The following is a 22067-nucleotide window of genomic DNA, read 5'->3' as shown; positions in this document are numbered from 1 at the left end:
CGCTGTATCAAAGATCGCTGTGCATGTGATCGAGGAAGGCCTGGATGGTCTGCTCGTCGCGCTTGAAGAAAATCCATTGGCCAACCCGCTTGGAAGTCACCAGCCCGGCGCGTTGCAACGTGGCGAGATGCGCCGACACGGTGGATTGCGACAGTCCGGTGCGCGCGTCGATCAGGCCCGCGCAGACGCCCAGCTCGAGCGGGTAGTCCTGCATGGCGAAATTCTCCTGCGGGGCTTTCAGCCAGGCGAGGATGTTGCGCCGCACGGGATTGGCCAGGGCCTTGTGGATGGCGTCGATGTCCATTGGGTGGGTTTGTCCGGTATCCGAGACGCGGGCTGTTTCGCGTTTTGGCGAAACATATATCCGCTTCTCACAAAATTAATATCGTGACTATACGATATACGCGGCAGCTTTGCAGAGGCGCCTTATGTGACACTTGATGGTGCCATCTTGGTGTGCGGATGGCTGCATCTGGTTGCTTTAAGAAACCGATGTGGTTAGACTCCGTTCGGTTTCTTTATAAAACCAGATGGAGCCGTGATGACCTTGAACCCAGCCACCGTAGCCACCGCATCGTTAGCGGAAACCGTGGACGCGCCGTCTGCCATGCCGGCCCCGCTGGTCTGGCTGTTCGCATTGGCGTGCGGGCTCAGCGTGGCCAACGTCTACTACGCGCAGCCCTTGCTCGATGCGATGGCGCGTGAGTTCGGCTTCGGCTACGGTTCGGTCGGCATCGTCGTCACGGCCACGCAGGCGGGCTGCGCGCTGGCGTTGCTGCTGCTGGTGCCGGTGGGCGACCTGGTAGATCGGCGCCGCCTGATCCTGTTGCAACTGCTGTTGCTCGCCGTGGCGCTGGCGCTGGTGGCCGTGGCTTCCACGCGCACGGCATTGCTGGCAGGCATGCTCGCCGTGGGCCTGCTGGGCACGGCGATGACCCAAGGGCTGATCGCTTTCGCCGCCACGCTCGCCGCGCCGTCCGAACGCGGGCGCGTGGTGGGCGCCGCGCAGGGTGGCGTGGTGATCGGCTTGCTGATGGCGCGGGCCATGGCGGGCGCGCTGGCAGATCTCGCCGGCTGGCGCGCGGTGTACGTGGTCTCGGGCGTGCTGGCGCTGCTGATGATCGCGCTGCTGGCACGCCGTTTGCCGCGGCAGGCCAGCGCGCCGGTGAAGATGCGCTACTTCAGCTTGCTTGCTTCGATGTTCACGCTGCTGGCGCAGGAGCGTACGCTGCAGGTCCGCGGCGTGCTCGCCATGCTGATGTTCGCCGCGTTCAGCGTGTTCTGGACCGCGCTGGTGCTGCCGCTGAGCGCGCCGCCGTATTCGATGTCGCATACCGCCATCGGCGCCTTTGGGCTGGTTGGCGCCGTGGGCGCGCTGGCGGCCGCGCGTGCCGGCCGCCTTGCGGATCGCGGGCTGGGGCAGTGGACTACCGGCATCGCGCTGGTGCTGCTGGTGGCGTGCTGGGTGCCGCTGGCCTTCGCGCGGGAGTCGCTGTGGCTGCTGGTGGCGGGCATCATCGTGCTGGACCTCGCCGGGCAGGCCATCCATGTCACCAACCAGAGCATGGTGTTTCGCGTGCGGCCGGAAGCGCATGGCCGGCTGGTGGGCTGCTACATGTTGTTCTATGCGCTTGGCAGCGGTGCGGGATCGATCGCCTCGACGCATGTCTATGCGCGCGCAGGATGGCCCGGCGTTTGCATGCTGGGCGCGGCGATCAGTGCTGCCGCGCTGGTGTTCTGGGGCGCGACCTTGCGCCGGTAAAGCGGCGGGAACTTTCATTTTGCTTACTGGTTCAGGCTGGATATCGGGTGAATCCACGTCAACCAAAACCCGTCCGCCAGCGTAAGAGCGGTGTCACCCCACGGGGTTCGAGGCAGGCCAACCATGTCCTTGCGCATTTCACGCCTGAAGTCACGTCTGAAGTCACGCCTGATAACGGTGTGCCTCCTGAGCGCGGCCGCCGGCCTGCTGGGTGCTTGCGCGCAAGGCGGCGCGCCGGAGGGCGGCGCATCCGGCGCGGCCTTGAAGCCGGCCGACCTGCACTGGCTCAACACCGTCACCTTCGGCGCCAACCAGGCCAGCATCGAACGGTTGCGCAAGCTGGGACGCGAGCGCTATCTGGATGAACAGCTCAAGGCACCCGGCACCGATACGGGCGAGCTCGCCGCCACCATCGGCGCGCTGAGCATTGCGCAGCAAAGCGGCGAGCAAAGGCTGCGCAGCGTGCGCGCCGAGCAGCAGCGCATCAACACCCTCACCGACGAAGACGAAAAACAGAAGGCGCGCGACGCGCTCAACCGCAGCGGCAACGACGTGGTGCTCGACACCAGCCGCCGCCATCTGCTGCGTGCGCTTTACTCGCCCGCGCAGTTGCGCGAGCAGATGACGTGGTTCTGGATGAACCACTTCAGCGTGTACTCCGGCAAGGGCTCGGTGCGCTGGGTGCTGGCCGACTATGAAGACAAGGCGGTGCGCCCGCATGCGCTGGGCAAGTTCCGCGACCTGCTGATGGCGACCGTGACGTCGCCGGCCATGCTGGAGTACCTGGACAACGCGCAGAGCGCGGTCAACCGCATCAACGAGAACTATGCACGCGAGCTGATGGAACTGCACACGCTGGGCGTGGCCGGCGGCCCGAGCGGCTCGCGCTATACGCAGCAGGATGTGCAGGAACTGGCCCGCGTGCTGACCGGCCTTGGCATCAACGCCAGCGCGGAGCCGCCCAAGCTACCGCCACAAAAGCAGGCGCTCTACCGCGCAGGCGGGCTGTTCGAGTTCAACCCGAACCGGCACGACTTCGGGCCCAAGACCTTGCTTGGCCATCGCATCGAGCCGACCGGTTTCCACGAGGTGGAGCAGGCCGTGGAGATTCTCAGCCGCGATCCGGCCACCGCGCGGTTCATCTCCTACAAGCTCGCCGCGCACTTCGTGGGCGACACGCCGCCGCCGTCGCTTGTCAACCGCATGGCCGGCACCTTCACGCAGACCGACGGCGATATCGCGGCGGTGCTGCGCACGCTCTTCCTGTCGCCTGAGCTCAACACCACGCTGGCCTCCGGCACGCGCAAGTTCAAGGACCCGATGCAGTTCGTGGCCTCGTCGCTGCGGCTGGCGTATGACGGCCGCACGGTGGCCAACCTGCGCCCGGCCATCGGCTGGCTTAACCAGCTTGGCGAGCCGCTCTATGGCCGCATCACGCCGGACGGCTTCCCGGCCGCGGAGAGCGCATGGGCCAGTTCCGGGCAGATGGTCAAGCGCTTCGAGATCGCGCGCGCCATTGGCTCGGGGCAGGCCGGGCTGTTCTCCAAGGACGATGGCAAGCCGGCAGAGCGCACCGGCTTTCCGCTGCTGAGCAACCGTGTGTTCTTCGACAGCATCGAGTCCACGCTGGGCCCCGCTACGCGCACCGCGATGACGCAGGCGACGTCGCAGGCGGAGTGGAACACCATCCTGCTTTCGTCACCGGAATGGATGCAGGACTGAGCGGTCCGCCCTGAACAAGGAGTACCTCATGCAACGACGTGACTGGCTAAAAGGCGCAGGGCTTGCCGGGCTGGCGGCGCTGGCGCCCGGCATCGTCTCGCGCGTGTACGCGCTGCCGCAACAGGCCGATGCGCGTTTCCTGCTGGTGTTCCTGCGCGGTGGCTACGATGCCACCAATGTGCTGGTGCCCGCGGGCAGCGATTTCTACTACGCGTCGCGCCCGAACATCGCCATTGCCAGGCCGGTAGCGCAGGGCGCCCTGGCCGATCCACGCGCCGCGCTGTCACTCGCGGCGGCCTTCGATGGCGGCGCGGGCAGGGGCATCGATGCCTGGGCGTTGCATCCCGCGCTCAAGGACAGCCTGCTGCCGCTGTGGCAGAAGCAGCAGCTTGCGTTCGTGCCGTTTGCCGGCACGGATGATCTGTCGCGCAGCCACTTCGAGACCCAGGACGGGGTCGAGGCTGGCCTGCCGCTCGCCGGCAACGGCAAGGGCAGCGGGCGCATCGATGCTTCGCTGCGCGGCACCGGCTTTCTCAACCGGCTGGCCGAGTCCATGGGCGCACGCGCCGCGCCGGTTGCCTTTACCGACGGCCTGCCGATGGTGCTGAGCGGCGCGCTCACCGTGCCCAACGTCTCGCTCAAGGGCACCGGGCGCACCCCCTTCGACGAGCGCCAGACGCGCGTTCTCGCGCAGATGTATCGCGGCACGCGCTTCGAGTCGCTGATCAACGAGGGCTTCGAGCTGCGCCAGACGGTGGCGCAGGAGGCCGAAGCCATGCAACGCCGCAACAGCATGATGGCCGCGAGCCTGCCCGCGCAGGCCGAGCCGGACATGGCGGGGCGCATGCAGGAAATGCAGGCGGCCAACCGCCGCGCGCTCAGCGCCAAGGGCTTCGAGGTGGAAGCGCGCCGCATGGCAGGGCTGATGCGCGAGCGCTTCAATCTCGGCTTTATCGATGTCGGCGGCTGGGATACGCACGTGAACCAGGGCGGCGCCCAGGGGCAGCTGGCCAACCTGCTGGATAACCTCGGGCGCGGCATCTCCGGCTTTGCCGATGAGATCGGGCCGGTGTGGAGCAAGACCACGGTGGTGGTGGTCTCCGAGTTCGGCCGCACCTTCCGCGAGAACGGCACGCGTGGCACCGACCACGGTCATGGCACGGTGTACTGGGTGGCCGGCGGCGCCGTGCGCGGCGGGCGCATCGCCGGCGAGCAAGTGGCGGTGGAGCAGCGCACGCTGAACCAGAATCGCGACTGGCCGGTGCTCAATGAATACCGCGCGATGCTGGGCGGGATGTTCAAGCGCCTGTACGGGCTGGACGACGCGCGCCTGGCGCATGTGTTTCCCGATGCCCGGGTGGTGGATCTCGGGCTGGTCTAGCTGACCTGGCGCTCGCTCAGCCTTCGGCCGGCAGCACTACCCGCTCGATCTTGCCCACGATTAGCCAGTAGCTCAGGATGGCCAGCAGGCCATGCGCGCCGACGTACACCAGGGCGCCATTGAAGGAATGCGTATCGGCCACGATGTAGCCGATCACGATCGGCGTAACGATGCCGGCAATATTGCCCACCGCATTGAACACGCCGCCGGTGCTGCCCACGATGGCGGCCGGCGCGGTGTCGGCCACCACGGTCCAGCCCAGCGAGCCGAAGCCTTTGCCGAAGAAGGCGATGCTCATCAACGCGATCACGATCCAGTCGGTGTCGACGTAGTTGCAGGCAATCATGGTCGCGCTGAGCAGCAGCCCGATGGTGATCGGCAGCTTGCGCGCCATCGTCAGCGAGCCGGTGCGGCGCAGCAGGGCGTCCGAGACGAAGCCGGTGGACACGCCGCCGACAAAGCCGAAGATGGCCGGCACCGCGGCCACGAAGCCCGCTTGCAGGATGGAGAAGCCGCGCCCGTTCACCAGGTAGCTCGGGAACCACGAGACAAAGAACCAGGTGATAGCGCTGATGCAGTACTGCGCGATAAAGATGCCCACCAGCATGCGGCTCTGGAACAGCTGGCCGAGCTGCGCCAGCGTCGGGCCCTTGCTGCCCTTGGCGCTCTTGCCGCCGAGGTGCACCAGCGCGCCGCCTTGCTCGATGTAGTCGATCTCCGCCTGCGTCACGCGCGGATGCGCGGCCGGCGCGTGATAGAGGCGATACCACGCCCACGCCAGCAGCAGCCCGAGCGCGCCCATCACCGAGAAGATGTGCTGCCAGCCGAAGCGATGGTCGAGCCAGCCCATCAGCGGCGTGAACACCACCAGCGACAGGTACTGCGCGCTATTGAAGATCGCGCCGGCCACGCCGCGTTCGGTGGAGGGAAACCAAGCCGCGATCACCCGTCCCGATGACGGACCCACCGGCGACTCCATCGCGCCCAGCAGGAAGCGCAGCACCAGCAGCGCAATGAAGGCAAAGGCAAACCAGTGCACCGTGCTCATCAGCAAGGTGGTGAGCGACCACAGCACCAGCCCCAGGCCGATGGCCTGCTTGGCGCTGATCTTGTCCACCAGCCATCCGGCCGGCACCTGGCTCAGCACATAGGCCCAGGCGAAGGAAGAAAACAGCCAGCCCATCTGCACCGCATCGAGCCCGAGATCCTTGCCCATATGCGGGCCCGCCACCGACAACGTGGCGCGGTCGCCGGTGCTCAGCGCCAGCACGATGGTGATCAGGGCCAGCATCAGGTAACGGTAACGCCCGGTGGCGATGGCGGCTGCCGAGGGCTGTGCGGCGGTGGTGGATGTGGCCGCGGATGCGGAACCCGCCGCGTCCGAGGTGGCGGATGTCATGACGGCTGACATGGCGGTCTCCAGTCTTGTTTGATGGCACGAAGGCGCCTGGCCTTGTGTGGTGGCGCGTCCCCGAGGCAGGGTGCTGCCGGGGTGTATGGCTGCATGCTAGAGAAGGACTTTGAAACAAGATAGCGGTGCCCGGCGCCGGGAGTGGGCGGCGTCCCAGCCTTTGGGAAATGCCGTGGAGATGTGCAGCTTCGGCCCGCCGGGCGGGCCGATTGATTCCAATCCATGCAAGCCGGGTGCCGATGGCCGGCTTTTTCCACATCCTGGGACACCGAGCCGGTTTGGCGCGCGCCGGCCGCGTTCCGCGCTTGCGGCAGGCAGCCGCTTACAGAAGAATGGACACGTGTTCATCGCGGGTGGACATGCCCCGGCTCCAGCGTGGAGCGACGTGGCGGCCAAGACGCCCGCGCCCCAATTCGTATCCAGGAGACGCAGCATGTACATCAGCGAACAGCTACTCAACCCCGACGAGCGCCGCCTGCGCCTGTCCACCCAGCTCGGGGTCGAAAGCGTGGTGCTGGACAACCGCGGCACCGAGCTGGTGTCGGCCACGGGCGGCGTCAGCGCCTGGGATGCCGGCAAGCTGACTGCCTATCGCAAGTGGGTGGAGGGCTTTGGCCTGAAGCTCGACGTGTTCGCGCTCGACGTGGGCTCCATCCTGCTGGATTCGCTGGTGGATCTCGACGGCGCGCGCAAGCAGCGCGACGTGCTGGCGCAGAACATCCAGAAGGCTGCCGACGCCGGCATCACCTGCCTCAAGTACAACGTGCAGATGGTTGGCATCACCCGCACCGGCCTGAAGCGGGGGCGCGGCGGCGCGCAGAACTCCGGCTTCGTCTATGTCGAGTACTCGGCGGACGACGACCGCAAGCATTCCTACTGGGGCGTGGGCTACCCCACCAACCAGGACGAAGGCGACGCCGAGACCGCCATGCTGTGTGGCCAGAAAATGGCGCGCGACGTGCCACCGGTGACCGAGAATGCCGGCTGGGACGCCATCGAATTCCTGGTCGAAGGACTGGTGCCCGTCGCCGACCGCGCCGGTGTGCGCCTGGCCTGCCATCCGCATGACCCTGCCTACCCGGTGGGCGGCCTCAACGGCATCGAGCACGTGATTGGTTCTGCCGACGGCATCCGCAAGTTCCTCGCGCTCAGCCCAAGCGCCAACCACGGGCTGAACTTCTGCCAGGGCACCGTTGCGGAGATGTTCAAGGAGCCGGGCCGCGCGATGATCCCGGTGATCGAGGAGTTCGCCGCCACCGGCCGCATCTTCATGGTTCACTTCCGCAATATCCGCGGCGGCTATCTCGATTTCCAGGAAGTGTTCCCGGACGAAGGCGACGTCGACATGTTCCAGGCCATCAAGGCCTACCAGCGTGGCGGCTACCAGGGCCCGCTGTGCCCGGACCACGTGCCCGTGTCGGACCTTGACGAAAACCGCGAGCGCTTCATGTCCTTCGCGCTGGGCTATACGCGCGGACTGTTGCAGGCGGCCGGCGTGTGGTCCACGCCGGCGCGCGGCTAAGCACCGCGGCGGCCCCCCCATGACAGAGGCACAGCAGCCCATTCGCAAGACGCCCGAGACACTGCGCTCGCACCGCTGGTTCGGCAAGGAGTCGATGCGCACCTTCAACCACCGCTCGCGCATGGCGCAGATCGGCTTTGGCGCGGAGGAATATCGCGGCAAGCCGGTCATTGCCATCCTGAATACGTGGAGCGAGATCAACCCTTGCCACACGCATTTCAAGGAACGCGCGCAGGAGGTCAAGCGCGGCGTCTGGCAGGCCGGCGGGTTTGCGCTGGAGATGCCCGCCATGTCGCTAGCCGAGCCATTCCAGAAACCCAGCGCGCTGCTGTACCGCAACCTGCTGGCGATGGAAGCCGAGGAGCTGCTGCGCTCCTATCCGGTGGATGGCGTGGTGCTGATGGGCGGCTGCGACAAGACCACGCCCGGGCTGATCATGGGCGCCACCTCGATGAACCTGCCGGCCATCTTCATGCCGGCCGGGCCCATGCTGCGCGGCAATGCCGGCGGCAAGACGCTGGGCTCGGGCTCCGACATGTTCAAGAACTGGGCCGAGTTGCGCGCGGGCACCATCACGCACGATGACTGGGAAGAGGTGCTGGGCGGCATCGCCCGCTCGCCAGGGCACTGCATGACCATGGGCACCGCCTCTGCCATGACCAGCGCCGCCGAAGCCCTGGGCCTGACCCTGCCGGGCGCGGCATCCATTCCCGCGCCGGACTCGCGCCATGCGCAGATGGCCGTGCAGACCGGGCGGCGCATCGTCGAGATGGTGTGGGAAGACCTCACGCCCGCCAAGGTGCTGAGCGCCGCGGCCTTCGACAATGCCGTGGTGTGCGTGCTGGCGCTGGGCGGCTCCACCAACGCGCTGGTGCACCTGGTGGCGATGGCGCGGCGCGCCGGCGTGGCGCTGGATTTGCAGCGCTTTGACGCGCTCGCCGCCAGCACGCCGCTGATCGCCAACCTGCGCCCGGCCGGCAAGTACCTGATGGAGGATTTCTTCTACGCAGGGGGTTTGCGCGGGCTGCTTGAGCGCTTGCGGCACTTGCTGCGTGTGGGCGCACTCACCGTCAACGGCCGCACGCTAGGCGACAACATCGCCGGCGCCCCGGTGCATGACGACGACGTGATCCTGCCGGTGGAACGCGCGCTGGTGGGCGGCGGCAGCCTCGCCGTGCTGCGCGGCAACCTCGCGCCCAACGGCGCCGTCATCAAGCCCGCCGCCGCCGAGCCGCACCTGCACCGCCACACCGGCCGCGCGGTGGTGTTCGACAGCTACGCAGCGCTGAACGCCGGCATCGACGCACCCGATCTCGACATCGACGCCAACAGCGTGCTGGTGCTGCGCAATGCCGGGCCGCTGGGCGGGCCGGGCATGCCGGAATGGGGCCAGCTGCCGATCCCGAAGAAGCTGCTGCAGCAAGGCGTGCGCGACATGGTACGCATCAGCGACGCGCGCATGAGCGGCACGAGCTTCGGCGCGTGCGTGCTGCACGTGGCGCCGGAATCGTTTGTTGGCGGGCCGCTGGCGCTGGTGCGCACCGGCGACCTGATCGAGCTGGATATCCCGGCGCGCAAGCTGGCGTTGCTGGTGGACGATGCCGAGCTGGAGTGCCGCCGCGCCGCGTGGACGCCACCGCCGCCGCGCTACCAGCGAGGCTATGGCGCGATCTTCGCGCAGCAGGTCACGCAGGCGGATGAAGGGTGTGACTTTGCGTTGTTGCGGGGGACGGAGCCGACGCGGGAGCCGGATATCTTTTGAGGAGCGGATGTGCATGGTCATGCACCCCTGGGCGTGGAGGCGGGAGACAAAGATCTGCTCGGCTGGTGAACCGCGACAGCAGTGGGCTTGTGGTCCCGAGCCGCGGATGCTAGGCTTAGCTAATTGATTAGCTAGATAAAGCGGAGCCTGCCATGCTGATTGTGAACATGCACGACGCCAAATCGGGCCTCTCCAGGCTGGTGGAAGCGATCGAGAGTGGCGAAGAGAAGGAGGTAGTGATTGCCCGCAACGGTAAGCCGGCCGCCAAACTTGTTCCCATCCTGCCACCCGAGAAGGACGTTGCGCGCCGGATCGGGGCTGGCAAAGCCGTGCTGGCCAACTGGCAGTCCTTCAGCCTGGAGCAATTCAATGCAGCCGATGACGAGGTCGCCCGCTTGTTCGGCGTGGGCGAGCCAGGGAGCACCAAACGGTGAAACTCCTGCTCGACACGCATATCGCGCTCTGGGCCAGCTTCGACGACGAAAGGCTTTCGCCCCAAGCCCGCGGGTTGATCCAGGCGCCCACGAATGAGATCTGGGTCAGCGCCGCTAGCATTTGGGAGATTGCCATCAAGAGTTCGCTCGGCAAGTTGCCGGCAGCCATAACCGCAGCGCAAGCCGCGGTTGCCTTCCGCCTCTCAGGCTACCAGTTGCTACCCGTTGAGGCAAAACACGCGCTTCTGGTTGAGGGTTTGCCGACTTTCGCCAATCACAAGGATCCATTCGACCGCATGCTGATCGCGCAAGTGATGAGCGAGGCGATGGTGCTGCTCACAGAGGATGCGTTGCTTGCGCAATACGGCAAGACCTACGTTCTCAGCGCATAGTGGGGAGGCCTTGAACGCGGCGTGTCCCTGCGTCATGACCGTCTTCAAACGTCGGCCGCTTCCAGCTCCGCCTGCAGCCTCTCCACCTCCCGCATCATCTGCGCCGAAAACGCCGGGCCTTCCCACGCCCGGTAATTCTGCTGCGCATAGGCCAGCGCATTCTTGTAATACAGGAATGCATTCAGCCGGTTGCGCACATAGTTGTTCTGCGTGCGCGTGACCTTGCCCGGGCTGCCCATCACGATGGAGTTGGGCGGGATCACGGTGCCTTCCTTGAGAAAGGCATGCCCGGCAATGATGCAGTTGTCGCCGATCACGCAGCCGTCCATGATGGTGGCGTTGATGCCGATCAGGCAGTTGTCGCCGATCGTGCAGCCGTGGATGGTGCAGTGGTGGGTGATGGAGCAGTGGCTGCCGATGAGGGTCGGCGTGCGGTCGCCGATATGCAGCATCGCGAAGTCCTGGATATTCGTGTAGGCGCCGATCACGATCTCCCGGCTCTCGGCGCGCGCCGCCACATTGATCCAGATCGAAGCGCCTTCATGCACGGTGATCTTGCCATAGAGGTAGGCCGATTCGTGCACGTAGGCGGTGGGGTGCAAGCTCACGTCCGGTCCGATGACTGCCATGCTTGTCTCCTTGGATTGTTTTTCTGGAATGCGCAGATTGTACGTCGATGCGTTTATGCGCTTATGCGCTTTCGTCCTTATGCACTTTCGCGCGGCACGATGCGAAAGCCCAGGTCCATCACCCGCTGCGCGCGGCGGCTGGGCCGCGCGGCGCCTTGCAGCCGGCGCAGCAATACCTCGCCGGCCTGGCGGCCGAGCTCGCGCGGCTGCACCTGCACCGTGGTCAGCGTGGGATAGCTGGCCGCCGCCATCGCCAGGTCGGAGAAGCCCACCACGGCGATACGGCCCGGCACCTGCCAGCCGTGCTGACGGCATGCCAGCAGCGCGCCCACGCCGAGGATGTCATTGCTGCAGAAGACGGCCTGGATGCGCGGGGCGCGTTCCAGCAACCGCGTCAATGCCTGCGCGCCGGCGTCGATGGTGGAGGGCGGTGGCAGCAATTCCATTTCGGCTGGCGCGATGCCAAGCTCGGCCAGATGCGCCTGCAAGCCTTCGAGCCGCTTGCGCGCGCGCAACTCGTCCGCGCCGATAAAGCCGATGCGCTTGTGCCCGCGCTCGCACAGGTACTGCGCCACAGCCGCGCCCACGCCGGCGTTGGAGAAGCCCACTGCCATGTCGATCGGGTCGTCGGTCAAATCCCAGGTTTCCACCACCGGCAGGCCGAGCCGGCGCAGCTTGTCGCGCACGCTCTTCTCATGGCTCACGCCCGTCAGCACGATGGCGTCCACGCGCCGGCCGAGGAAAGCGTCGACCAGGCCTGCCTCCTCGCGCGGGTGATAGCTCGACTGCGCCAGCATCAACTGGTAGCCCTGCGGCGCCAGCGCGGCGGCCAGGCCGTCCATGGTGTCGGCGAACCACGCGTTGGACAGCGTGGGCACGATGGCCCCGACGATCTTCGATCGGGTGGAAGCCAGGCTGCCGGCGGTCAGGTCCGGCACGTAGCCGAGTTGCCGGATGGTGGCCTGCACCAGTTCGCGCGTGGCTTGCGCGACCGTGTCGGGGTGGTTGATCACGCGTGACACTGTCACGCTGGCCACGCCGGCGGCGCGGGCCACGTCCGCCATGCGCACGGCGCCGGTACGGGTTTGCGGTTGCAGATCAGTGGGCTTGGTGTGCTTCATGGCGGGCCTCAACTGCTCTCGCGTGCAACCACGCTGAAGCCGAGATCGACAATGCGGGCTTCGCGCTCGCGTGCGCTATCCCGTGCGCTATCCGGTGCGCCAAGCCGTGCCAGCAACATCTGCCCGGCACGTCTGCCCATTTCATGTGACTGCACCTTGACGCTGCTCAGCGCCGGCACGCTGGCCGCGGCGATGGCCAGGTCGGAGAAGCCCACCACCGCCATGCGCCCCGGCACCGCCCAGCCCTGCTCGCGGCACGCCTGCAGCGCGCCCACGCCGAGCGTGTCGTTACTGCAGTACACGGCCTGCAGTCGCGGGTTCTGGCGCACCAGCTCGACGAGGCCGCGCGCGCCGTCCGCGATGGAGGAGGGCGGCGTCACCGTGCAGACCGCCACATCGGGCAGCCCCTGCGCGGCGATGGTCTCGCGGTAGCCCGCCAGGCGCTTCAGCGCGCGGTCTTCCTCGGCGCCGATAAAGCCGAGATGGCGGTGGCCGCGCGCCAGCAGGTGCGCGGCCACGGCGGCGCCCGCCGCCCGGTTGGAGAAGCCCGCCACCATGTCGATGGGGTCGTCGGTGAGATCCCACGTTTCCACCACCGGCATGCCGCAGCGGCGCAGCTTGGCGCGCACCGTGCCAGCGTGGCTCACGCCGGTCAGCACCACCGCGTCCACCTGCCGGCCGATAAAGGCATCGATCAGGCTTTCTTCCTGCGCTTGCCGGTAGCGTGTCTGGCCCAGCAGCAACTGGTAGCCACCATCCTCCAGCACTTCGCCGAGCCCGTCCATGGTCTCGGCAAACCACGCATTGGACAGCGTGGGCACGATGGCCCCGACGATGCGCGAGCGCCGCGAGGCGAGGCTGCCGGCGTTCAGGTTGGGCACATAGCCCAGCTTGGCGATGGCGTCCCGCACGGCCGCCAAGGTGGCGGGAGAGACCTGGTGCGGATGGCTGATGGCGCGCGAGACCGTCACGCGCGATACGCCGGCCATGCGCGCCACGTCGACCATGCGGCCGCCGCCCGGGGCAGGGTCGTCTTGCTGTGCTGGCGCGGCCTTGTTGGTTGCCATTGGCTCGGTATTGGTCTCGGTATTGGTGATAGGTGGGGCGGTGCCGTGGGCTACACGTTTTCCCTGGTTTGATCGGTGCGAATCACTTCAGGGCGCATTCGCCTGTGGCTTTGTCCCAGATCATGGGAAACCGGCGCCCGGGCGGCGCCGGGCAGGCTTGTATTGTCGGCCACCATCCCGAAAAATGGAAGCGCATCCATAAGAGCGCGCAGCGGCCCCGCCATCCTCCGGAAAAACGCTGGCGCCAAGCCTCACCGAGACACCATGATCCAGTCCTCATCCAAGCTGACCGTCCGCCTTGCCGAGTCCGACAATGTCGTGTTGGCGCGCACCGAGATCGCCGCCGGCACGGCCCTGCCGGAAGCCGGCGCCAACGCATTGCAGGACATCCCCGCGGGGCACAAGCTCGCCGCGCGGGCCATCCGCAAAGGCGAGCCGGTGATCAAGTGCGGCATCGCCATCGGGCGCGCGGCCGAAGACGTGCCTGCCGGCGGCTGGGTGCATGCGCACAACCTCGCGGCGGATGACGCGGCCAGCGATGCGCCAGGCGCGGCCGTCTGCGCAAGCACATCGCTGCAAGCCGTGCCCGCCGCGCAGCGCGCCACCTTCCAGGGCTTCGTGCGTGCCGACGGGCGCGTTGCCACGCGCAACTATATCGGCGTGTTCGTGGTGGGCAATTGCGGCGCCACCGCCGCGCGCAAGGTGGCCGACTGGTTCACCGAGTCGCGCCTGGCTGCGTATCCCAATGTCGACGGCGTGGTGCCATTCGTGCACGAGATCGGCTGCGGCATGGAGATGACGGGCGAGCCGATGGACCTGCTGCGCCGCACCTTGTCGGGCACCATCCGCAATCCCAACATCGCCGGCGCGCTGGTGATCGCGCTGGGTTGCGAGCGCAACAATATCTACGGCTTCCTGGAGCAGGAGAAGCTGGCCGCGGGCCCTTGCCTGAAGACGCTGGTGATGCAGGAAATCGGCGGCACCGCCAACACCATCGAGGCGGGCATCGCCATCGTCGAGCAGATGCTGCCGGCGGCCAATGCGCACGTGCGGCAGCCGGTTTGCGCGGAGCACCTGGTGGTGGGCCTGCAATCCGCCGGGCCGGACGGCCTCTGTGCCATCTCGGCCAACCCGGCGCTGGGCGCGGCGGTGGACCTGCTGGTGGCGCACGGCGGCACCGCCATCCTGTCGGAAACCGTGGACCTGGTAAGCCTGGGGCAACGCTTCGCCGCGCGGGCTGCCACGCCGGAGGTGGCGAGCCAGCTCGCGCAACGCATCGCGTGGTGGCGGCAGTACCACGCGGGGCGCGACACCCAGATTAACCGCCGAGTGCGTGCCGACGGCGGCGCCAGCGGCCTGAGCAACGCGCTGGAGAAAGCGGCCAGCGGCGTGCGCCGCGCCGGCAGTTCGCCCGTGACGGCGGTCTACGAGTACGCGCATCCCGTCATGGCGCGCGGCCTGGTGTTCATGGATGCGCCCAGCTATGAAGCGGTTTCCGCAACCGGGCAGATTGCCGGCGGCGCCAACCTGATCTGCCTGTCCACCGGCACGGGCTCCGGCTTTGGCGCGCTGCCCGCGCCCACCATCAAGCTGGCCTCCAACACGCGCACCTTCACGCGCATGGAGGACGACCTCGACATCGATTGCGGCCCGGTGGTGGATGGCGAAGCCACGGTGGCGGAGATGGGGCAACGCATTTTCGCGCAGATGCTGCGCCATGCCTCGGGCGAGAAGACCCGCAGCGAAGCGCTGGGCGTGGGCGAGAACGAGTTCGTGCCCTGGCCCATCGGCGTGCTCGCCTGAACCACCTCGCAAAGGACAACAAGATGAATCCCAATCCCAATCCCAATAGCCAGGACAGCGCGCGCAACCCGTTTATCCGCCTCGACCCCCAGGACAATGTGGTGGTGGCGCGCATGGAAGTGCCAGCCGGCACCGCCGTGCCCAGCGAGAGCCTCGTCACGCTGCAGCTCGTGCCATCCGGCCACAAGGTGGCCGCGCGCTTTATCGCCAAGGGCGAGCCGGTGCTCAAATACAACACGGTGATCGGTTTCGCGGCCGAGGACCTGCCGCCCGGCACCTGGATGCACAGCCACAACATCGCCTTCGGCGACCTGGTGAAGGACTACCGCCACGGACTGGACTACAAGCCCACGGACTACGTGCCGCCGGCGCAGCGCGCGCAGTTCATGGGCATCGTGCGCGCCGATGGCCGTGTGGCCACGCGCAACTACATCGGCGTGTTCCTGGTTGGCCATAGCGGCGCGACGGTGGCGCGCAAGATCGCCAACTGGTTCGACGAGCAGCGCATGGTGGATTTCCCCAATGTCGATGGCGTGGTGCCTTATGTGCACGAGCAAGGCAGTGGCATGGAGATGAGCGGCGAGCCGATGGACCTGCTGCGCCGCACGCTCGGCGGTTATATCCGCCATCCAAACACCGTCGGCGCGCTGGTGATTGCGCTCGGGCACGAGCACAACGCGTTGCCCGCCTTCCTGGCCGACCAGGGCCTGCAGCCGGGCCCGATGCTCAAGACGCTGGTGATCGAAGACGCTGGCGGCACGCGCCGCGCCATCGAGGCCGGCATCGCGCTGGTGCAGCAGATGCTGTCCAAGGCCAATGCCGTCACGCGCGAGCCCGTCTCGGCGGAGCACATCACCGTTGGCCTGCAATGCGGCGGCTCCGATGGCTTCTCCGGCCTCTCGGCCAATCCCGCGCTGGGCGCGGCCATGGAAATCCTGGTGCGCCACGGCGGTACCGCGATCCTGTCGGAAACCTCGGAAATCTTCGGCGTGGAGCAGACCCTGACCGCCCGCGCGGTCACGCCCGAGGTAGGCCGGAAACTGGTCGACCGCATCAACTGGTGGCTCGAGTACAACAAGGGCCGCGACACGCAGATCAACGGCCGCGTCAGCCCCGGCAACAACGCCGGTGGCCTCGCCAACGTGCTGGAGAAGAGCCTGGGCGGCGCCAAGAAGGGCGGCAACGCGCCACTGATGGAAGTCTACAAATACGCCGAGCCGGTGACGCAGCACGGCCTGGTGTTCATGGACACGCCGGGCTATGACCCGGTCTCCGCCACCGGCCAGATCGCCGGCGGCGCCAACCTGATCTGCTTCACCACCGGGCGCGGCTCCTGCTTTGGCTCGGTGCCCGCGCCCACCATCAAGCTGGCCAGCAACACGCCGATGTACCAGCGCATGGTCAAGGACATGGATATCAACTGCGGCGTGGTGATCGACGGCGAAGCCACCATCGAACAGATGGGCCAGCTGATCTTCGCGCAGATCCTGCGCCACGCCTGCGGCGAGAAGACCTGCAGCGAAGCGCTCGGGGTCGGGCTGAACGAGTTCGTGCCCTGGCCGATCGGCGTGGTGGATTGATTGGCTCAATGGACTTGATGAACTTGGTGGACTAAATGGACTTACCAACGGTTTGCTCCCCACTCCCATGAAATGGGAGAGCAACCGGGGGAGAGGGTGGGCGCAGGCCGAAGCGAGATCGGCTCATGCGCCGGGAGCGATGGCAAGTCCACGGGCAGATTGGCATCTCATCGCCACAGTGAACGCCCGCCCTCTCCCCCGCCCCTCATTCGCTGCGCGAGAGCAGCGAGCAAACCGGACAATGAATCACTAGAAGAAGCAGGAGACACAGCATGACCCTCATCAGCAAAAGAACCTTCCTCGCCGGCTGCGCGCTGGCGCTCGCGGGCGTACTGGCAAACATCATGGCTGCCGCGCACGCGCAAGGCGACACCTGGCCGGCCAAGCCCGTGCGCATGATCGTGCCGTTCCCGGCCGGCGGCACCAGCGACATCATGGGCCGCCTGATCGCCGAGCAGCTTGGCAAGGCGCTCAAGCAGCCCTTTATCGTGGAGAACAAGGGCGGCGCCGGTGGCACCATCGGCTCCGAGCAAGCGGCAAAAGCCCCCGCGGACGGATACACGCTGCTGCTCTCCGGCATCGGCAGCAACGCCATCGCGCACGGCATGACGCCCAAGCCCAACTACGATTCGAGCCGCGATTTCATCCAGATCTCGCAGCTGATCGCCGGCCCTAACGTGCTGGTGGTCAACCCCGCCTTTCCGGCAAAGACCTTCAAGGAGTTCGTCGACTACGTCAAGGCCAACCCGGGCAAGGTCAACTACGGCGTGACCAATGCGTCGTCCGGCCACCTGGCGATGGAGCTGCTCAAGCAGACGGCGGGCCTGAACATGGTCGGCATTCCTTACCGTGGCGGCGGCCCAGCCCTGACCGATGTGCTGGCCAACCAGATCCCCACCATGTTCGTGAACCAGGACGCGGTGCTGCCCTATGTGAAGGCCGGCAAGCTGCGCGCGCTGGCGGTCACCAGCGCGCAGCGCAATGCGCTGTTCCCGGATGTGCCGACAGTGGCGGAATCCGGCTATCCCGGCTTTTCGGCGGTATCGTGGGTCGGCCTGTCCGCGCCCAAGGGCACGCCCAAGCCCATCGTCGACAAGCTGGAGGCTGAGATGATGAAGGCGTTCCGCCAGCCGGACGTCCGCACCAAGCTGGAAGCCAACGGCTTCGTGGTGGTGGCGTCCAGCTCGCAGGACTACGCGCGCTTCGTGCAGTCCGAGACCGTGCGCTGGGGCAAGGTCATCAAGGAGGCCGGTATCAAGCCGGAGTAACGGCGCACATGCGCTGCGCCGCAAGACAGAATTCGAGCAGACAAGGACGAATCATGAGCAACGTTTCACATCAAGCAACCGCCGCGCCAATGCCATCGGCACAAGCCTCGGGCGATCGTATCGCGTGGGTAAAAGTCTCGCTGGTGACCCTGCCGCTGGCGGCCCCGATCAGCGACGCCAAGGTGCTGACCGGGCGCCAGCGCCCGCTGACCGAGATCGCCTTTGTCTTTGCCGAGATCCGTACCCGCGACGGACACGAAGGCATCGGCTTTGGCTACTCCAAGCGTGCCGGCGGCCCCGGCATGTACGCCCACGCCAGGGAGATCGCGCCGGAGTTGATCGGCGAGGATCCGAACGACATCGCCCGCATCTGGAACAAGCTGCTGTGGGCCGGCGCGTCGATGGGCCGTAGCGGCCTGACCACGCAGGCCATCGCCCCGTTCGATATCGCGCTGTGGGATCTCAAGGCCAAGCGCGCCTGCCTGCCGCTGGCCAAGCTGCTGGGCGCGCACCGCGATTCCGTGCGCTGCTACAACACCTCCGGAGGCTACCTGTCGATGCCGCTGGACCAGGTCCTGAAGAACATCGACGCCTCCCGCGCCAACGGCATCGGCGGCATCAAGATCAAGGTCGGCCAGCCCGATACCGCCACCGACCTCAAGCGCGTCAAAGCGGTGCGCGAACTGCTGGGCGACGACTTTCCCTTCATGGTGGATGCCAACCAGCAATGGGACCGCACCACCGCGCAGCGCTTCGGCCGCGTGCTGGAACAGTTCAACCTGGTGTGGATCGAAGAGCCGCTTGACGCCTACGACATCGAAGGCCACGCCGCGCTCGCCGCCTCGCTCGATACGCCGATCGCCACCGGCGAAATGCTCACCAGCTTCGGCGAGCACGCGCAGCTCATCACCGCGCATGCCAGCGACTTCGTGCAGCCCGACGCGCCGCGCGTGGGTGGCATCACGCCCTTCCTGCAGATCATGAGCCTGGCGGACTACAAGGGCCTGAAGCTGGCGCCGCACTTTGCCATGGAGATCCACCTGCACCTGGCTGCCGCCTATCCGCAGGAGCCGTGGCTGGAGCATTTCGAATGGCTGGAGCCGATGTTCAACGAACGGCTGGAGTTGCGCGACGGCAGGATGATCGTGCCCAGCCGGCCGGGGCTTGGGTTTAGCCTGAGCGAGCAGGCGCTCGCCTGGACGGCGGACAGGGTGGAGTTTGGGGCGAGGCCGTAGGCAGTCGTTAGCGATAGCGCACCAAGGCATACGCAACCGGCGCGCTGCAGGGCGCGCCGGTTGCGTTTAACGCCCGCTTCGCGTCACGCCGCGCCAGCGCCACGCGTATTGACGTACAGCGCGTAAATGGAATGGCTGCTGGCCATGAACAGCCGGTTGTTCTCCAGGCCGCCGAAGCACAGGTTGGCACAGCGCTCCGGCAGGCGGACATGGCCAATGGGCTTGCCCTTGGGGTTGAACACCATCACGCCGTCCAGCGGTGCCGGGTCCACGCCGGGCGCGCCGCCGCTGCCCCAGCCAGCCCAGATGTTGCCGTCCTCGTCGCACTTGATGCCGTCCAGCGCGCCGGGGCCGTTGGCGTCGATATGTTTGGTGCGGTTCGTCAGGCGTCCATCGGGCCCGACGCTGTAGGCCCACACCAGCCGGTTGGCCTGGGCACGGCCTTCGATCACATAGAGCGTTTTCTCGTCCGGCGAGAAGCACAGGCCGTTCGGCCCGGCCAGGTCGCTGATGACCTGGGTGAGCTTGCCGGTCTCGCCGTCGATTCGATAAGCCGCGTGCGGCAGCTCTGGCTTGCCGATGCGGCCTTCGTAGTTGTTGCTGAGCTGGAAGGGCGGATCGGTGAACCAGATGGAGCCATCGGACTTGCAGACGATGTCGTTCGGCGAGTTGAAGGGCCTGCCTGCGAAGTTGTCGGCCAGCGTGACCACTCTGCCGCTGTGCTCGGTACGGCTGATGCGCCGCGTGATTGCGCCTTCGCAGGTGATGAGCCGGCCCTGGCGGTCGCGCGTGTTGCCGTTGGGATAGTTGGCTGGCGCGCGGAAGGTAGTGAGCTGGCCGCCGGCCTCGTCCCAGCGCATGATGCGGTTGGATGCCACGTCGCTGACAAGCAGGTAGCCGCCGTCGCCGATCCACACCGGGCCCTCGGCCCAGCGCAGGCCGGTGGCGAGCTGTTCCACGCTGGCGTTGAACAGACGGTACTTCGCGAAGGAGGGGTCGAGGATGACGACGCTGGGGTCGGGGTAGCGCAGCGAAGGTGTCCACTGTGCTACGGCATGACCGGCGGCGGTGCTGGCCGCCAGTGCGAGGCTACCCTTCAGGAAGCCGCGACGCTGCGCAGAAGCGGCTTGCTGAAGCGGAAGTTCGTGCTGCTCAGGGTGCTGCGAATCGTTTTGTGTCTCCATGCCCGGGCTCCTTTGTCTTGATCTTGCGGGAATCAACACAATAGGAAGCTTTGCGCGCGCTGGCGATGCTCGCGGGGCGGGATCGCCAGCGCACTCCCAGCAAATGGGACGGTCGTGCCCGATGCGCGGGAAAACCCCGCCGCCTCAAACCGTGTAGTCCACCGCAGCCCACGCAAAGTAAGGCTTCAGATCCGCCACCAGCGCCTGGTGCAAGGGATGGAACAGATAAGCATCCAGCGCCTCCTTGTCATCCACCTCGGACTCCAGCACATAGTCCCAGCAGATCGCACGATCCAGCTCGTTGGCGGCAAAGCGCCAGCTCCTTATCGCGGGGATGCGCGCGCCGAGGGCCGCCATGCGCGCGGTGAGCGCGGCTTCCAGCGTGGCGTCCTTGGGCACGTCCGGCTTGCGCCGGAACAACACGATATGCCGCATTCTTGTCTTCAGCATGGCACCCCCTCGCGTGCAATCAGCCAGGCTGGTGCATCTTGCAACGCCACCGGGCGCAGGAAGCGATCGAGCGCGGCGTAGCCCACCGAGGTAGTGAACGGTTGCGTCGACGCGGGGAAGGGGCCGCCGTGGTGCTGGGCGTCGGTCACGGCCACGCCGGTGGGCACGCCCGCAAACAGCACGCGCCCAGCCACCTTGGTGGCGGCGCGCACGAGTTCCAGCGTGGCGGCGTCCGGCGTTTCGCTGCCGGCATCCACGCCCCACAGTGTCACGGTGAGCGAGCCTCCTACGGCGCGCAGCACTTGCTGTGCTTGCTCCGGCGAGTCGATCCGCACCACCAGCGCGGCGGCACCGAAGACTTCCTCGTGCAGGCTGTGATCGGCGATGAAGTCCGCGGCGTCGACCTCGGCCAGGTAGGGGCGCGGCAGGCCGCCGGCGTCCGCGCGCGCCACTTCGCCGAGCAGCGGCTTGAGCTTGTCGGACGCGCGCCAGCGCGCCACGCCCTGGTCAAAGGCGGAGCGAACGCCGGCACTGAGCATGGCGTGCGGCGCGAGCGCATGCAGAGCACCGGCCAGCGCGCCGACGAAGGCGTCGCCGGCGGCGTCCTTGCCGACCACGATCACGCCGGGGCTGGTGCAGAACTGGCCGCTGCCCAGGCAGATCGAGCTGGCCAGGTTCTGCGCCAGCTCCGCGCTGTTGCCGTGCAGCGCGGCCGGCAGCACTACCAGCGGATTGACGGAGCCGAGCTCGCCGTAGAAGGGAATCGGGTGGGGCCGCTCGGCAGCCACCTTGGCCAGCGCGATGCCACCCTTGAACGAGCCGGTGAAGGCCACGGCCGCGATCGCCTCCGCCTGCACCAGGCGCACGCCGGTCTCGATGGCTGCGCCTTCGATAAAGCCGAAGATGCCGGCAGGCAGGCCTTGCCCGGCCACCACGCGTTGCGCCAGCGCGGCGGTCTTGCGCGACAGTTCCGGCTGCGCCGGATGCGCCTTTACTACCACGGGGCAGCCGGCCGCGAGTGCCGCGGCGGTGTCGCCGCCGAGCACCGAGAACGCAAACGGGAAATTGCTGGCGCAGAACATCGCCACCGGCCCCACGGGCACGCGCACGCGGGTCAAGCGCGGACGCCCGGCGGGTGGTGCGCCGGCTACGGCGGGATCGTCGAGGCTGGCGTGCGCGTCGCCGCGTTCCAGCACATCGGCAAAGCCGCGTAGCTGAAAGGCGGTGCGGTCCAGTTCGCCATTCAGGCGCGGCAGGCCGAGCGCGCTCTCGCGGTCGGCCAGCGGCACCAGGGTTTCGCGTTCGGCTTCGAGCGCGGCGGCCAGCGCGCGCAGCAGGGCGGCG

The 22067-nt window shown here is 67.2% G+C and carries 19 protein-coding genes; 11 read left to right on the top strand and 8 right to left on the bottom strand.

The annotated features are described in order from the left end of the window. Positions 1-7: 7 nt before the first annotated feature. The gene (locus ACGLHR_RS29980) at positions 8-304 is read right to left on the bottom strand and encodes a helix-turn-helix transcriptional regulator (protein WP_318232062.1); all 297 of its coding nucleotides are present in this window, start codon (positions 302-304) and stop codon (positions 8-10) included. Positions 305-541: 237 nt separating this feature from the next. Between ACGLHR_RS29980 and ACGLHR_RS29975 the strand changes: the two genes are divergently transcribed. The 3 genes from ACGLHR_RS29975 to ACGLHR_RS29965 all read left to right on the top strand — a co-directional run bounded on the left by ACGLHR_RS29975 (position 542) and on the right by ACGLHR_RS29965 (position 4865). Beyond that, positions 542-1762: an MFS transporter gene (locus ACGLHR_RS29975; protein WP_318232063.1), complete on the top strand. Its 1221-nt coding sequence runs from the start codon at positions 542-544 to the stop codon at positions 1760-1762. Between the two features lie 123 nt (positions 1763-1885). Then, positions 1886-3484 (top strand): DUF1800 domain-containing protein, encoded by a 1599-nt coding sequence (locus ACGLHR_RS29970; protein ID WP_400098154.1) that lies wholly within the window; start codon positions 1886-1888, stop codon positions 3482-3484. A gap of 28 nt (positions 3485-3512) precedes the next feature. After that, positions 3513-4865 carry a DUF1501 domain-containing protein gene (locus ACGLHR_RS29965; RefSeq protein ID WP_400098152.1) on the top strand — a complete coding sequence of 451 codons (1353 nt, stop codon included), beginning with the start codon at positions 3513-3515 and terminating at the stop codon, positions 4863-4865. 16 nt (positions 4866-4881) lie between these two features. On the opposite strand, the gene ACGLHR_RS29960 is transcribed toward ACGLHR_RS29965, so the two are convergent. Then, complete coding sequence (locus tag ACGLHR_RS29960; RefSeq protein WP_400098150.1) at positions 4882-6276, bottom strand: MFS transporter; 1395 nt, start codon at positions 6274-6276, stop codon at positions 4882-4884. A gap of 433 nt (positions 6277-6709) precedes the next feature. Here ACGLHR_RS29960 and ACGLHR_RS29955 point away from each other — a divergent pair, with 433 nt between their 5' ends. From ACGLHR_RS29955 to ACGLHR_RS29940, 4 genes are all read left to right on the top strand, one after another. Further along, the gene (locus ACGLHR_RS29955; RefSeq protein ID WP_400098148.1) at positions 6710-7798 is read left to right on the top strand and encodes a mannonate dehydratase; all 1089 of its coding nucleotides are present in this window, start codon (positions 6710-6712) and stop codon (positions 7796-7798) included. A 19-nt stretch (positions 7799-7817) separates the two neighbouring features. Continuing rightward, positions 7818-9560, top strand: a complete 1743-nt coding sequence (gene araD / locus ACGLHR_RS29950) for an L-arabinonate dehydratase (protein ID WP_400098146.1) — start codon at positions 7818-7820, stop codon at positions 9558-9560. 152 nt (positions 9561-9712) lie between these two features. Next, positions 9713-9994: a type II toxin-antitoxin system Phd/YefM family antitoxin gene (locus tag ACGLHR_RS29945; RefSeq protein WP_318232069.1), complete on the top strand. Its 282-nt coding sequence runs from the start codon at positions 9713-9715 to the stop codon at positions 9992-9994. Continuing rightward, positions 9991-10386 carry a type II toxin-antitoxin system VapC family toxin gene (locus ACGLHR_RS29940; RefSeq protein WP_400098144.1) on the top strand — a complete coding sequence of 132 codons (396 nt, stop codon included), beginning with the start codon at positions 9991-9993 and terminating at the stop codon, positions 10384-10386. Before ACGLHR_RS29945 ends, ACGLHR_RS29940 begins: the two co-directional genes overlap by 4 nt. A gap of 44 nt (positions 10387-10430) precedes the next feature. On the opposite strand, the gene ACGLHR_RS29935 is transcribed toward ACGLHR_RS29940, so the two are convergent. From ACGLHR_RS29935 to ACGLHR_RS29925, 3 genes are all read right to left on the bottom strand, one after another. Further along, positions 10431-11015 (bottom strand): gamma carbonic anhydrase family protein, encoded by a 585-nt coding sequence (locus ACGLHR_RS29935; protein ID WP_400098143.1) that lies wholly within the window; start codon positions 11013-11015, stop codon positions 10431-10433. A gap of 77 nt (positions 11016-11092) precedes the next feature. Then, the gene (locus ACGLHR_RS29930; protein WP_318232072.1) at positions 11093-12136 is read right to left on the bottom strand and encodes a LacI family DNA-binding transcriptional regulator; all 1044 of its coding nucleotides are present in this window, start codon (positions 12134-12136) and stop codon (positions 11093-11095) included. An 8-nt stretch (positions 12137-12144) separates the two neighbouring features. Further along, positions 12145-13203, bottom strand: coding sequence for a LacI family DNA-binding transcriptional regulator (locus ACGLHR_RS29925; RefSeq protein WP_318232073.1), 1059 nt, complete (start codon positions 13201-13203; stop codon positions 12145-12147). Positions 13204-13467: 264 nt separating this feature from the next. Here ACGLHR_RS29925 and ACGLHR_RS29920 point away from each other — a divergent pair, with 264 nt between their 5' ends. From ACGLHR_RS29920 to ACGLHR_RS29905, 4 genes are all read left to right on the top strand, one after another. Next, the gene (locus ACGLHR_RS29920) at positions 13468-15006 is read left to right on the top strand and encodes a UxaA family hydrolase (RefSeq protein ID WP_400098140.1); all 1539 of its coding nucleotides are present in this window, start codon (positions 13468-13470) and stop codon (positions 15004-15006) included. 23 nt (positions 15007-15029) lie between these two features. Further along, on the top strand, positions 15030-16586 hold the full coding sequence (locus ACGLHR_RS29915) for a UxaA family hydrolase (RefSeq protein WP_400098138.1): 1557 nt from the start codon (positions 15030-15032) through the stop codon (positions 16584-16586). Between the two features lie 272 nt (positions 16587-16858). After that, positions 16859-17854 carry a Bug family tripartite tricarboxylate transporter substrate binding protein gene (locus ACGLHR_RS29910; protein WP_400098136.1) on the top strand — a complete coding sequence of 332 codons (996 nt, stop codon included), beginning with the start codon at positions 16859-16861 and terminating at the stop codon, positions 17852-17854. Between the two features lie 53 nt (positions 17855-17907). Then, the gene (locus ACGLHR_RS29905) at positions 17908-19089 is read left to right on the top strand and encodes a mandelate racemase/muconate lactonizing enzyme family protein (protein ID WP_400098134.1); all 1182 of its coding nucleotides are present in this window, start codon (positions 17908-17910) and stop codon (positions 19087-19089) included. 83 nt (positions 19090-19172) lie between these two features. Here the strand turns inward: ACGLHR_RS29905 and ACGLHR_RS29900 are convergent, their stop codons facing one another. From ACGLHR_RS29900 to ACGLHR_RS29890, 3 genes are all read right to left on the bottom strand, one after another. After that, the gene (locus ACGLHR_RS29900; protein ID WP_400098133.1) at positions 19173-20273 is read right to left on the bottom strand and encodes an SMP-30/gluconolactonase/LRE family protein; all 1101 of its coding nucleotides are present in this window, start codon (positions 20271-20273) and stop codon (positions 19173-19175) included. Between the two features lie 144 nt (positions 20274-20417). Further along, positions 20418-20723, bottom strand: coding sequence for a Dabb family protein (locus ACGLHR_RS29895; RefSeq protein ID WP_400098132.1), 306 nt, complete (start codon positions 20721-20723; stop codon positions 20418-20420). After that, positions 20717-22067 (bottom strand): aldehyde dehydrogenase (NADP(+)) (locus ACGLHR_RS29890; protein WP_400098131.1); only part of this gene is annotated, 1351 nt, incomplete at its 5' end. The genes ACGLHR_RS29895 and ACGLHR_RS29890, both read right to left, overlap by 7 nt.

This window comes from Cupriavidus sp. CuC1 (genome assembly GCF_044627735.1).
Taxonomy (GTDB): Bacteria; Pseudomonadota; Gammaproteobacteria; order Burkholderiales; family Burkholderiaceae; genus Cupriavidus; species Cupriavidus ulmosensis.
Note: the sequence above shows the minus strand (reverse complement) of the source record. Positions and strands in the feature narration are given on the sequence as shown.